At 74.0% G+C, this 14,720-nt stretch carries 2 protein-coding genes; both read right to left on the bottom strand.

The genetic code is table 11. From position 1 onward, the window contains the following. Positions 1–7,223, bottom strand: a 7,223-nt coding sequence (locus AB0P06_RS35630; RefSeq protein ID WP_363614933.1) for a type I polyketide synthase, incomplete at its 3' end; no start/stop codon positions are given. Between the two features lie 28 nt (positions 7,224–7,251). Next, entirely contained in the window at positions 7,252–14,715 is a 7,464-nt protein-coding gene (locus tag AB0P06_RS35635) for an SDR family NAD(P)-dependent oxidoreductase (protein ID WP_363614935.1), read from the bottom strand. Positions 14,716–14,720 lie beyond the last annotated feature (5 nt).

Here is a 14,720-nt window from a genome sequence, read left to right on the forward strand (position 1 = left end):
AACAGCGCCACCTGCGCATACGCGGTGCCCTCCAGCAACGCCGCCGCAGGGTCGGACGGATCGGCGAAGACGACCTCACGCAGCGGACGGTCCACAAACCCGTCCACCACCCCACACACCTCGTCGAACGCCGCCGCGAACACCGGGAACACCCCATACAACTCCCGACCCATCCCCAGACGCTGCGCACCCTGACCGGTGAACATGAACGCGGTCGGGCCGTCGGTCGCCTGCGTACCGGTGGTGTCGTCGTTCGCGACTTCTTCCAGGGCACACAGCAGTTCTTCGCGGTCGCGCCCGGTCACGGCGGCGCGGTACTCGAACGCCGTCCGGGCGGTCGCGAGCGAGAAGCCCACGTCCACGGGTGACAGCTCCGGCGACGCCGCCACCTGCTCGCGCAGCCGTGCGGCCTGGGCGCGCAGTGCGGCCGGGGACTTCCCCGAGACCACCCACGGCACCACGGAACCAGTGCCCTCGGGCGCAGCCGGCGATGTGGCCGAGGGTTCGTCGTCGGTTTCCGGTGCCTGTTCCAGGATGGTGTGTGCGTTGGTGCCGCTGATCCCGAACGCGGACACACCGGCCCGGCGCGGGGCGCCGGTCTGGGGCCAGGGCCGGGCCTCGGTCAGCAGCTCGACCGCGCCCGCCGACCAGTCGACGTGCGGGGACGGCTCGTCCACGTGCAGGGTCGCGGGCAGCACGCCGTGCCGCATCGCCATCACCATCTTGATCACGCCGGCCACACCGGAAGCGGCCTGCGTGTGACCGAGGTTGGACTTCAGCGCCCCCAGCCACAACGGCCGCTCCACGGAACGCCCCTGGCCATAGGTCGCCAGCAGCGCACCGGCCTCGATCGGGTCACCCAGCGTCGTCCCGGTGCCGTGCGCCTCCACCGCGTCCACATCGGCCGTGCCCAGGCCGGCGGATGCCAGCGCGGCCCGGATCACCCGCTGCTGCGAAGGGCCGTTCGGCGCACTCAGCCCGTTGCTGGCGCCGTCCTGGTTGATCGCGCTGCCCCGGATCACGGCGAGCACCCGGTGCCCGTTGCGCCGCGCGTCGGACAGCCGCTCCAGGAGCAGCATTCCGGCCCCCTCGCCCCAGCCGGTGCCGTCCGCCTGCGCGGAGAACGCCTTGCACCGGCCGTCGCGGGCCTGGCCGCCCTGGCGGCTGAAGTCGACGAAGAGGTTGGGAGTCGACATCACGGTGGCACCGCCGGCCAGCGCCATCGAGCACTCGCCCCGGCGCAGCGACTCCGCCGCCAGGTGCAGCGCCACCAGCGACGACGAGCAGGCCGTGTCGACCGTCACCGCCGGGCCCTCCAGGCCCATGGTGTACGCGATGCGACCGGAGGCGATGCTGCCGGAGCTGCCGCTGCCGATGTACGCCTCCAGGTCCTCCGGCACCTGCGGCAGCCGCATGCTGTAGTCCTGGTACATCAGGCCCGCGAACACGCCGGTCGGGCTGCCCTTCAGCGAGACGGGGTCGATGCCGGCCCGTTCGAAGGCCTCCCAGGAGGTCTCCAGAAGCAGCCGCTGTACCGGGTCCATCGCCAGCGCCTCGCGTGGCGAGATGCCGAAGAAGGCGGGGTCGAAGTCGTAGGCGTCGTAGAGGAACGCGCCCTCGTTCGCGTAGGACTTGCCGGGCAGGCGGCCCGTCGGGTCGTACAGGTCGTCGACGTCCCAGCCGCGGTCGGTCGGCATCGCGGCCATCGCGTCCGTGCCCTGGGACACCAGCCGCCACAGGTCCTCCGGGCTCCGCACGCCGCCGGGGAACCGGCAGCTCATGCCGACGACGGCGATCGCGTCGTCGGAGCCGGAACCAGAACCGGAGCCGTCGCCGGCCGGTGAGGCAACCGTCTTCCCGACGGCCGTACGCAGCCGGTCGCCCAGCGCTTCGGTCCGCAGGTATTCGGCGAGCGCCGTGGGGTTCGGGTAGTCGAAGACCAGCGTGGTCGGCAGCCGCAGCCCGGTGGCCGTGTTCAGCCGGTTCCGGAGCTGCACCGACGTCAGCGAGTCGAAGCCGAGCTCCCGGAAGGCCCGGTCCGCGGCGATCGAGTCGGACGAGGCGTGCCCCAGCACGGCCGCGACCAGGGAGCGCACCAGGTCCAGCAGGAAGCGCTGCTGCTCGGTCCCGGTCTGCCCGGCGAGACGCCGCGCGAGCGAGTCCGCGCTGTCCGCCGGCGTCCCGGCCTCGACCGTGCGGCGGGCCGGGGTCCGTACCAGTCCCTGGAGCAGGGCCGGGACGGAGCCGGTGGCGGCGCCCGCCCGCAGCGCGGCGGTGTCCAGCAGCATGGGCACCAGCAGCGGCTCGTCCACTGCCGCGGCGGCGTCGAACAGCACCATGCCCTGGTCGGCGGAGAGCGGGGCGACACCCGAGCGGGTGGAGCGCGCGGTGTCCTCGGCGTCGAGGTGGCCGGTCATGCCGCTGCGGTCGGCCCACAGGCCCCAGGCCAGCGACTGGCCGGCCAGGCCGCGCGCCCGGCGGTGGCGGGCCAGGGCGTCCAGGAACGCGTTGGCCGCGGCGTAGTTCGCCTGGCCGGGACCGCCGAGGACGCCCGCCGCGGAGGAGTACAGCACGAAGCCGGACAGGTCCAGGCCGGCGGTCAGCTCGTGCAGGTTGACGGCCGCGTCGACCTTGGGGCGCAGCACCCGGTGCAGCTGTTCGGGGGTCAGCCCGTTCACGACGCCGTCGTCCAGCACACCGGCGGTGTGCACGACCGCGGTGAGCGGGTGCGCCTGGTCGATGCCGGCCAGCAGCGCGGCCAGGGCGTCGCGGTCCGCGGCGTCGCAGGCGGCCAGGGTGACCTGGGCGCCGAGCGCCGTGAGCTCCGCCCGCAGTTCGTCCGCGCCGTCGGCCCCGGGGCCGCGGCGGCTGGTCAGCAGCAGATGGCGGATGCCGTGCCGGGTGACCAGGTGGCGGGCCAGCAGTCCGCCGAGCGTGCCCGTGCCGCTGATCAGCACGGTGCCGTCGCCGTCCCAGCCGAGGGTGTTCCCGGCGGCCGGGGCGGGTACGCGGGCCAGCCTGGCGGCCCGTACGGCGCCCTCGCGGATCGCCAGTTGGGGCTCGCCGGTGGCCACCGCGGCGCGGAGGGCCCGTACGGAGTCCTGGTGCCCGTCGATGTCGACCAGGGTGAAGCGGCCGGGGTTCTCCGTCTGGGCGGAGCGCACCAGGCCCCACACGGTGGCGTGTGCCAGGTCGTGGACGTCCTCGCCCGGCAGGGCGGCGCCGCGGGTGACGAACACCAGCCGGGAATCGGCGAGGCGTTCGTCGCGCAGCCAGGCCTGCACCAGGTCGAGGGCCCGTTCGGCGGCGGCCCGGGCCGCCCCGGCGTCGCACGCGCCGGCTCCGGTCCCGTGCGTGTCCGGTTCGGGGGCGCACGGGACGAGCACGACCTCCGGTGCCGGGCCGCCGGCCGCGTCCAGGGCCGGCAGGTCCAGCGGCGCCAGTCCCGGCAGGGCGCCGAGCCCCAGCCGGTCCGCGCCCCACACGCCCCAGGGGGTGGCGGGCCCGGGGTCGGCGAGCGTCAGCGGGTTCCAGTCGACCCGGAACAGCGCGTCGGTGAGCGCGGCCCGCGCGCCGGAGAGCTGCTCGGGGCGGATCTCGCGCAGCAGCAGCGCGTCGACGGACGCCACCGGCCGGCCGGCCGTGTCGGTGACCCGGATGGCGACCGCTTCGGGGCCCGCCGGGGACAGCCGTACCCGCACCTCGCCGGCGCCGGAGGCGTGCAGGGTGACGCCCGTCCACGAGAACGGCAGTCGCCCGTTGCCGCTGCTTCCGTCCTCCCCGGACTCGAACAGCGGCCCGAGCGCGATGCCGTGCAGTGCCGCGTCGAGCAGCGCGGGGTGGAGTCCGTAGGCGCGGGCGCCCTCCTGGTGCTCCTCCGGCAGCCGTACCTCGGCGAAGACGTCGTCACCGAGCCGCCAGGCCGCGCGCAGGCCGCGGAAGGCGGGCCCGTAGCCGAACCCGTTCTCGGCGTACCGCTCGTAGAGGTCCTGGACGGCCACGGGTTCGGCGCCGGCGGGAGGCCACACGGCGAGGTCGAAGGAGGCCGGTTCGGCGGCGGGGACGACCGTGCCGGAGGCGTGGGCGACCCAGGCGTCCTCCGCCGTGTTCTCCGCGCGCGAGTAGACGCCCACCGTCCGGCGTCCGGTGACGTCCGGCTCGCTGACGGTGACCTGCACCGCCACGCCGCCGGTTCCGGGCAGCAGGAGCGGCGCCTGAAGCGTGAGTTCCTCGACCTGTGCGCAGCCGACCCGGTCGGCGGCCTGCACCGCGAGTTCGAGGAACGCCGTGCCGGGCAGCAGGACGCTGCCGGTGAGGGCGTGGTCGGCGAGCCACGGGGAGGTCTCCAGGGACAGCCGGCCGGTCAGCAGCAGCCGGTCGGAGTCCGCCAGGTGCACGGCGGCACCGAGCAGCGGGTGGTCGGCGGCGCCGAGCCCGGCCGACGCCACATCCCCGGTTGCCACCGGGGACTCCAGCCAGTAGCGCTGCCGCTGGAACGCGTAGGTGGGCAGCTGGACGCTGCGCGCCCCGGTGCCGGCGAACACCGTGTTCCAGTCCACGGAACCGCCGGCGACGTGCAGTTCGCCGAGGGAGGCGAGGAAGCGGTCGTAGCCGCCCTCCTCGCGCCGCAGCGTGCCGACGGCGACGGCGCCCGCGGCGGCGTCCTCGAAGGTCTCCTGCATCGCCATCGCGAGGACGGGGTGGGGGCTGGTCTCGATGAACGCGGTGTGGCCGTCGGCGAGCAGCGCGCGGACCGCCCGCTCGAACTCGACCGGCCGGCGCATGTTCCGGTACCAGTAGTCGGCGTCGAGCGCGCCGGTGTCCTGCACGGCGCCGGTCACCGTGGAGTAGAAGGGGATCCGCGCGGCGCGCGGCTCGACGGGTGCCAGGTCGGCGAGCAGCCGTTCGCGCAGCGCGTCGACGTGCGGGGAGTGGCTGGCCACCAGCACCCCGGGGACCCGGCGGGCCTTGATGCCGTCGGCGGTGAGCCGGGCCATCAGCTCGTCGAGGGCGTCGGGATCGCCGGCGACCGTCACGGAGACGGGGCTGTTGCCCGCGGCGAGGGAGATCCGGTCGGCCCGGCCCTCCAGCAGGGGCGCGATCCGCCCGGCGGGGGCCAGCACCGAGAGCATGCCGCCCTTGCCCTCGATCTCCAGCGCCGCCCTGCTGCGCAGCGCGACCACCCGGGCGGCGTCCGGCAGCGACAGGGCGCCCGCCACGTAGGCGGCGGCCACCTCGCCCTGGGAGTGCCCGACGACCGCGGCGGGCTCGACACCGTGCGCGCGCCACAGCGCGGCCAGCGACACCATCACGGAGAACAGCACCGGCTGGACGACGTCGATGCGGTCGGCCGGTGGCGCGCCCGCGCCCTCGCCGAGGACGTCGATGACGGACCAGTTCAGATACGGGGCCAACGCCTCGTCACAGGCGCGCAGTTGCTCGGCGAAGACCGGCGAGGAGGCCAGTAGCGGGCGGGCCATGCCGACCCATTGCGAGCCCTGGCCCGGGAAGACGAACACCGTCTTGCGGCGGCTGTCCGCCAGGCCCTGGACGAGCCGCGCCGCCGGTTCGCCGTCGGCGAGGGCCCGCAGACCGCTCAGGAGCCCGTCCAGGTCCTGGGCGATGACCGCGGCGCGGTGTTCGAGGGAGGCCCGCTCCAGGGCCAGCGAGCGCCCCAGGTCGGCGGCGGCCAGGTCCGGGTGGGCGCCCAGGTGGTCGAGGAGCCGCCCGGCCTGGGCCCGGAGCGCCTCCGCGGTCCTGCCGGAGACGAGGAAGGGCAGCGCCGGGAGGGTTGCGTGCGGGGCCGGGCCGGCGGTGGCGTCCTCGTCGTCCGCCGGCGTCTCGGGCGCCTGCTCCAGGACCACGTGGGCGTTGGTGCCGCTGAAGCCGAACCCGGACACGGCGGCCCGGCGCGGGGCGCCGGTCTCCGGCCACTCCCGGGACTCCGTCAGCAGCTCGACGCCGCCGGACTCCCAGTCGACCATGGGGCTGCGGTCCTCGGCGTGCAGCGTCTTCGGCAGGATCCCGTGCTGGAGCGCGAGCACCATTTTGATGACACCGCCGACCCCGGACGCGGCCTGGGTGTGCGCGAGGTTGGACTTCAGGGAGCCCAGCCACAGCGGCCGGCCCTCGGGGCGTTCCGCGCCGTAGGTGGCCAGCAGCGCGCCGGCCTCGATCGGGTCGCCGAGCCTGGTGCCGGTGCCGTGCGCCTCCACCGCCTCGACCTCGGCGGCGGACAGCCCCGCGTCGGCCAGCGCGGCGCGGATCACCCGTTGCTGGGAGGGCCCGTTCGGTGCCGTCAGTCCGCTGCTGGCGCCGTCCTGGTTGACGGCCGAGCCCCGGATCACGGCGAGCACCCGGTGCCCGTTGCGCCGGGCGTCGGACAGCCGCTCCACCAGGAGCATGCCGACGCCCTCGCCCCAGCCGGTGCCGTCCGCCCGCGCGGAGAACGCCTTGCAGCGGCCGTCGGAGGAGAGCGCCCGCTGCCGGGCGTACTCGACGAACGCGACCGGGGTGGACATCACCATGGAGCCGCCGACCAGGGCCAGCGAGCAGTCGCCGCGGCGCAGCGCCTGCGTGGCCAGGTGCAGTGCCACCAGCGAGGACGAGCAGGCCGTGTCCACGCTGACGGCGGGCCCTTCGAGACCGAAGGTGTAGGAGATCCGGCCCGAGGCGATGCTGCCGGAACCGCCGGCGCCGAGGTAGCCCTCGACGTCCTCGGGCACCGTGGTCAGCCGGGAGCCGTAGTCCTGGTACATCACGCCCGCGTACACACCGGTCCGGCTGCCCTTGAGCGAGGTCGGGTCGATGCCGGCCCGCTCGAAGGTCTCCCACGCGGTCTCCAGCAGCAGCCGCTGCTGGGGGTCCATGGCCAGTGCCTCACGCGGGGAGATGCCGAAGAATCCGGGGTCGAAGTCGTATGCCCCGTCGAGGAAGGCCCCCTCCTCCACGTAGCTCTTGCCCCGGGCGTCCGGGTCGGGGTCGTACAGGGCCTTGATGTCCCAGGCCCGGTCCCCGGGCATCGGGCCGACCGCGTCACGCCCCTCGATCAGGAGCCGCCACATGTCCTCCGGGGTTCGGACGCCCCCGGCGTAGCGGCAGCTCATGCCGACGATCGCGATGGGCTCGTGGTCCCTTTCCTCGATCTTCTGCAGACGCTGGCGCGTGCGGTGCAGATCCGTCGTCACACGCTTGAGGTAGTCGCGAAGCTTGTCTTCGCTCACGGTGCTCACCGTTCAACCGCCGCTTTCTTCAGGAAAGGCCGAGTTCGTTTTCGATGAAGTCGAAGATCTCGTCGTCGGACGCCGAATCGAGTTCGGCTGTCGCGAGTTCGCCCACCGCGTCCTGGGCGTGGCCCAGCTTCGACAAGAGGTCCTGCAGGCGGGTGGTGAGTCTGGTCCGGGCGGCCTCGTCCGCGGCCACCCGCGGCAGGTCCTGCTCCAGTCGGTCGAGTTCGGGGAAGACCAGCGGGGCGGCCGCCGGCTCGGCCGGAGTGACCGAGTCCGCGAGGTGTTCCGCGATCGCGCTCGTCGTCGGGTAGTCGAAGAGCAGGGTGGCGGGCAGCCGCAGTCCGGTCACCCTGTTCAGCTGGTTGCGCAGTTCGACCGCGGTGAGCGAGTCGAAGCCCAGCTCCAGCAGCCCGCGGTCGACGTCGATCGCGGTCGGGTCGGTGAACCCGAGGACGGTCGCCGCCTGGGACCTGACCAGGTCCAGCAGCAGCCGGCCACGCTCGGCCTCGGGCAGTCCCGCCAGCCGTCGCATCAGCCCGGCGGCGGCATCGGCGGCCGTGCCGCCGCCGGCCGTGGTGCGGCGGGCCGCCGGCCGGACGGGGGGCCGGACCAGACCGCGGAGCAACGGCGGCACGGGGCCGGGGCCGTTGGCCCGGGCCGCGGTGTCCAGCCGCATCGGCAGCACCACCGGCGCGTCCAGCGTCCGTGCCGCGTCGAACAGCGCGGCGCCCTCGGCGGAGGAGAACGCGACGATGCCGCCGCGGGCCAGCCGCGAGAGGTCCGCGTCGGCCAGCTTTCCGGTCATGTCGCTGCGCTGCTCCCACAGCCCCCACGCCATCGACTGGACGGGGAAGCCCTGGGCGCGGCAGTGGGTGGCGTAGGCGTCGAGGAACGCGTTCGCCGCCGCGTAGTTGCCCTGGCCCATGCCGCCGAACGTGCCGGCGATGGAGGAGAACAGCACCAGGGCGGAGAGCCCGAGGCCGCGGGTCAGTTCATGCAGGTTGACCGCCGCGTCCACCTTGGGACGCAGCACCCGGTCGACCCGTTCGGAGGTGAGCGAGCCGACGACGCCGTCGTCCAGCACGCCGGCGGTGTGCACGACCGCGGTGAGCGGGTGCGCGGCGCCGACGCCGGCCAGCAGCCGGGCCAGGTCCGCGCGGTCCGCGACGTCACAGGCGGTCAGGGTGACGTCGGCGCCGAGCGCCGTGAGTTCGGCGCACAGCTCCTTCGCGCCGTCGGCCTCCGCGCCGCGCCGGCTGGTCAGCAGCAGATGGCGCACGCCGCACTCGGCGACCAGATGGCGTGCCATCACGCCGCCGATGACACCGGTGGCACCGGTGACCAGCACCGTGCCGGCGCCCCAGCCAGCGGCCGACGGCTCGGCGGGGCCGGGCTGCGCGGGTACGCGTGCCAGCCTGGCGGCCCGTACCGAGCCGCCGCGCAGTGCCAGCTGCGGCTCGTCACCGGCGAGTGCCCGCAGCAGCGCGGGCAGGCTGTCCGGGGCCGTCGCGTGGTCGGTGCCTTCGACGTCTTCGGTGCCTTCGGTGCCTTCGGCGTCGAGGTCGACCAGGACGAACCGGTCCGGGTTCTCGGACTGTGCGGAGCGGACCAGTCCCCAGACCGCGGCGTGCGACAGGTCGGTCACCTGCTCGCCGGGCCCTGCGGCAACGGCGCCGCGCGTGAGGAAGACCATCCGCGACGCGGCGAACCGCTCGTCGGCCAGCCACCCCTGGACCAGCCCCAGCGCCCGGTCGAGGGCCGCGCGCACCGATGCGGCGAGACCCCCGGCCCCGGCGGACTCCGAGGGGTGCGCGGACTGCGGCGGGCAGGTCACGAGTACGACCTCGGGCGGTGCCGCCAGGTCCGTGGCGGCTGCCAGGGCGTCCAGGTCCGGGTAGGCCCGCAGCCCCGGTCCGGCCGCCACGCCGAGGCCGTCGTCACCGATCAGGGCCCAGCCCGTCGTGGCGGTGGGTGCGTCGGTGTTCGGCTGGAGCTCGGTCCAGTCCAGCACGTACAGGGAGTTGTCCGTGGCGGGAGTGCCCAGCTGTTCGGGCCGCGCCCGCAGGGCGAGCGAGTCGATGGTCGCCACCGGCCGGCCGATCGGGTCCGACAGGGTCAGCGACACCGTGTCGGAGCCGACGGGAGTCAGCCGTACCCGCATCTCGCCGGCGCCCGAACCGTGCAGCGTGACTCCCGCCCAGGAGAACGGCAGCTTTCCTCCGCCGAGTTGCAGCGACGGGCTGAGGGCGATGCTGTGCAGCGCGGCGTCGAGCAGGGCCGGGTGCAGTCCGTACGCACTGGCGGGCGCCTGCTGTTCCTCGGGGAGCCGCACCTCGGCGTACACGGCGTCGCCGGCCAGCCAGGCCGCCCGGATGCCCTGGAAGGCGGGGCCGTAGCCGAAGCCGCCCTCGGCGAAGCGCTCGTACAGATCGCCGACCTCGATCGAGGTGGCGCCTTCCGGCGGCCAGACGCCTTGCAGGTCGTACGAGCCCTCCTGCGCGCCCACACCGACTTCGCCGCTGGCGTGGCGGGTCCAGGGCTGGTCGGGGTCGGTGTTCTCGGGTCGGGAGTGGATGGTGATCGGGCGGGTGCCGTTGTTCTGGGGGGCTTCCGCGGTGATCTGGAGGACGATGCCGCCGTGTTCGGGGAGTACCAGGGGTGCTTCCAGGGTGAGTTCTTCCACCCGGTCGCAGCCCACGCGGTCGGCGGCCTGGACGGCGAGTTCCAGGAACGCGGTGCCGGGGAAGAGGATCGCTCCGGAGACGGCGTGGTCCGCGAGCCATGGCTGTGACTGGACGGACAGTCGTCCGGTCAGGACGAGGCGGTCGCTGTCCGCGAGGGGGAGGGCCGCGCCGAGCAGTGGGTGTCCGGCGGTTCCCAGGCCCGCCGAGGTGAGGTCGCCGGTGGCGGTCGGTGCGTCGAGCCAGTAGCGGTCGCGTTGGAAGGCGTAGGTGGGCAGGTCGACCTGGTGGGGGTTGTGTCCGGTGAAGTAGGCGTTCCAGTCGATGGTGAGGCCGAGGGTGTGCATGCGGGCCAGGGCGGTGACGGCGGTTTCCTCTTCGGGGCGGTCCTTGCGCAGGAGGGGGATGAACTGTCCGTCCTGGACGCAGGACTGGCCCATGGCGGTGAGGACTCCGGCGGGGCCGAGCTCGACGAAGCGGGTCACTCCGCGGGTGCTCAGGGCCGTCATGCCGTCGTGGAACCGCACCGATTCACGGACGTGACGTACCCAGTACTCGGGCGAGCAGAGCAGTTCCGGTGCGGCGATGTCGCCGGTCACGTTCGACACCAGGGGGATGCGCGGCTCGTGGTACTCAAGTCCGTTTGCGATGTGCCGGAACTCTTCCAGCATCGGTTCCATGCGGGGGGAGTGGAAGGCGTGGCTGACGCGCAGCCGGGTGGACTTCCAGCCGCCGGCGGCCACGACATCGAGGACGGTGTCCTCGTCCCCGGAGAGGACGGTGGAGGTGGGGCCGTTGACGGCGGCGACCGCGACGCGGTCCTCATAGCCGGTCAGGAACGGCAGAACGTCCTCTTCCGGGGCGATGACCGAGACCATGGCCCCGCCTGTGGGGAGGGCCTGCATCAGGCGACCGCGAGCCGCCACCAAAGCACAGGCGTCCGCGAGGGACCACACCCCGGCGACGTGGGCTGCCGCGAGTTCGCCCACGGAGTGCCCGACCAGGAAGTCCGCCCGCACACCCCAGGACTCGACCAGACGGAACAGCGCCACCTCGACGGCGAACAACGCCACCTGCGCATACCCGGTGCCCTCCAGCAACGCCGCCGCAGAATCCGACGGATCCGCGAAGACGACCTCACGCAGCGGACGGTCCACAAACCCGTCCACCACCCCACACACCTCGTCGAACGCCGCCGCGAACACCGGGAACACCCCATACAACTCCCGACCCATCCCCAGACGCTGCGCACCCTGACCGGTGAACATGAACGCCGTCCGGCCAGGCACGGGCCGCGTGCCGTCGCTGTGGTCGTCGGCCAGGCCCTCCAGGCCGCGCAGCAGTTCCGCGACGTCGCGTCCGGTCACGGCGGCGCGGTACTCGAACGCCGTCCGGGCGGTCGCGAGCGAGAAGCCCACGTCCACCGGCGACAGTTCCGGCGACGCCGCCACCTGCTCACGCAGCCGCGCGGCCTGGGCGCGCAGTGCCGCCGGGGACTTGCCCGACACCACCCACGGCACCACGGAAGCGCTGTCCGGTGCCGCAGGGGCCGCGCTCTGGGGCTCGTCGTCGGTTTCCGGCGCCTGCTCCAGGATCAGATGGACATTCGTGCCGCTGACGCCGAACGCCGACACGCCCGCTCGGCGCGGCGCGCCGGTCTGGGGCCAGGGCCGGGCCTCGGTCAGCAGCTCGACCGCGCCCGCCGACCAGTCGATCTTCCCGGAGGGCTCGTCGGCGTGCAGGGTGCGGGGCAGCACGCCGTGCCGCATCGCCATCACCATCTTGATGACGCCGGCCACACCGGAAGCGGCCTGCGTGTGACCGAGGTTGGACTTCAGCGCCCCCAGCCACAACGGCCGCTCCACGGAACGCCCCTGACCGTACGTCGCCAGCAGCGCGCCCGCCTCGATCGGGTCACCGAGCGGGGTGCCGGTGCCGTGTGCCTCCACCGCGTCCACATCCGCCGGTGAGAGCCCGGCGGAGGCGAGCGCCGTTTGGATGACGCGCTGCTGCGCGGGCCCGTTCGGGGCGGTGAGGCCGTTGCTGGCGCCGTCCTGGTTGACGGCGGAGCCACGGATCACGCCGAGTACCCGGTGCCCGTTGCGCCGGGCGTCGGACAGCCGTTCCAGCAGGACCATCCCGGTGCCCTCGGCCCACCCGGCGCCGTCCGCCTGCGCGGAGAACGCCTTGCACCGGCCGTCGGGGGCCATGGCCCGCTGACGGCTGAACTCGATGAAGCTGTCCATGGTGGACATCACGACCACACCGCCGGCCAGCGCCATCGAGCACTCACCCTGCCGCAGGGACTGCGCGGCCAGGTGCAGCGCGAGCAGCGAGGACGAGCAGGCCGTGTCCACGGTCAGCGAGGGTCCCTGCAGACCGAAGGTGTAGGACACCCGCCCGGAGGCGACGCTGCTGGCGCTGCCCGTCGCGAGGTAGCCCTCGAACTCCTCGGGTGCCTGCTGGAAGCGGGACCCGTAGTCGTTGTAGCTGGCGCCGATGAACACGCCCGCCTCGGTGCCCTTCATCGACGCCGGTGCGATGCCGGCCCGTTCGAAGGCCTCCCAGGAGGTCTCCAGCAGCAGCCGGTGCTGCGGGTCGATCGCCAGCGCCTCACGCGGCGAGATTCCGAAGAACGTCGGGTCGAAGTGGTCGGCGTCGTAGAGGAATCCGCCGCCGCGCGCGTAGAAGGTGCCCGGCTTGTCGGGGTCCGGGTCGTAGCGGCCCTCGATGTCCCAGCCCCGGCCGGTGGGGAAGTCGGAGACCGCGTCGCGGCCCTCGTCGATCAGCTCCCACAGCTCCTCGGGGGTGGTCACGCCTCCGGGGAACCGGCAGCTCATCGCGATGATCGCGATCGGGTCGTCGTCGACGGGCGCGGCGCCGGATACCGGCTCGGGCGCGGCGGGCCGGGTGCCGATCAGCTCGGAACGCAGGTGCTGGGCCAGCGCGGTGACCGACGGGTAGTCGAAGACCAGGGTGACCGGCAGCCGCATGCCGGTCGCGGCCGACAGCCGGTTACGCAGGTCGACGGCGGTGAGCGAGTCGAAGCCCAGCTCGCGGAACGCCCGGCCCACCTCGACGGATTCCGGGTCGGTGTAGCCGAGTACGGCGGCCACCTGGGCACTGACCAGCGCCACCAGGGCCTGTTCGGCGTCGCCGTCCGACAGGCCCGCCAGCTGCTGTGCCAGCGGGGAGTCGTCGCCGCTGGTGCCGGTCGCCGCGGCGGATCCGGTGGCGGCGCCGAGGACGCCGCGCACCTCGGGCAGCTCGCTGAGCACGGGCGCCGTGGGGCCGGTGGGCGAGGACGCCGTCAGCCGCTCCCAGTCGATGTCGGCCACGGCCACGAACGGGTCGCCCAGGTCGAGGGCCTGCTGGAGTGCGGCGATCGCCGACTCGGGCTCCATCGCCGGCATGCCGTTCCTGCGCAGCCGCGCCTCGGTGGCGTCGTCGACCAGACCGCCGCCGGCCCAGGGGCCCCAGGCGACGGCCGTCGCCGCCAGGCCGGCGGCGTGGCGCTGCTGCGCCAGGGCGTCCAGGAAGGCGTTCGCCGCCGAATAGCTGCCCTGGCCCGGGCCGCCCAGCGTGCCCGCGAACGAGGAGAACAGCACGAAGGCGGTCAGGTCCCGGTCCTTGGTCAGCTCGTGCAGGTTCAGCGCGGCATCCACCTTGGGACGCAGTACGGTGCGGGCCCGGTCCGCGGTGACGGTGTCGATGACCCCGTCGTCCAGGACACCGGCCGTGTGGAAGACCGACCGTACGGGGGAGCCCGCGGCGTCCAGGCGGTCGAGCAGTGCGGTGAGGGCGTCGCGGTCGGTCACGTCGCAGGCGGCGAGGGTGACCCGGGCGCCGAGTTCGGTGAGTTCGGCCTTCAGCTGCTGCGCGCCGGGGGCCGCCGGTCCGCTGCGGCTGGCGAGTACCAGGTGCTCGGCGCCGCCGCGGGCCAGCCACCGGGCGACGTGACCGCCGAGGCCGCCGGTGCCGCCGGTGATCAGCGCGGTGCCCTGGGGTTGCCAGGTTCCGTGCTCGGTCCCGCTCGGCGTGGCTCGGACGAGTCGCCGGCCGAAGGCCGCGGAGGGGCGGACCGCCACCTCGTTCTCCGCGTCGGCCCCGCCTGCCAGTACCACGGCCAGCCGTGCCGCGGAGGCGGGGTCGAGGGCCGGGGGGAGGTCGATCATGCCGCCCCAGCGCTGGGGGTACTCCAGCGCGGCGATCCGTCCCAGGCCCCAGACCATGGACTGGAGCGGGTCCGCGACGGATTCCGGCCTGCCGGTGGTGACTGCGCTCCGGGTGGCGAGCCAGAGCGGCGCGTCGGTGCCCGCGTCGCCGAGGGCCTGGATCAGCGCCAGCGTGTGGGCGAATCCGGCGGGAAGGCCAAGGCAGCCCGGGTGCGGGCCTTCGGCCAGTGCCAGGAGGGAGAGCACTCCGGCGGGGGCCGTGCCGTCCAGCGTCTGCCGGATGCGGGAGGCGAGTGCCTCGCGGTCGGCGTCGGCCGCGCCGACCTCCAGGGGCAGCAGGGTCATGCCCTGCCGGGTGAGGGCATCGACCACCGGGCGTGTATCGGGCCGGTCGGCGGGTGTCACCAGCAGCCAAACCCCCGAGGGGGCGGTGGACTTGATCTCCGGCAGTGGTTTCCAGGTGATTCGGTAGCGCCAGGAGTCGGTGAGTGCCTGTTCGCGGCTGCGGCGTCGCCAGGAGGCCAGGGACGGTAGCAGTGGCGTCAGTGGGTCGGGTCCGTCGAGTTCGAGGGCTGTCACGAGTGAGTTCAGGTCCTCGCGTTCGACGGCTTCCCAGAACGCGGTCTCCACCGGGT

Source organism: Kitasatospora sp. NPDC088351 (assembly GCF_040685575.1).
In the GTDB taxonomy this organism is placed as follows: Bacteria; Actinomycetota; Actinomycetes; order Streptomycetales; family Streptomycetaceae; genus Kitasatospora.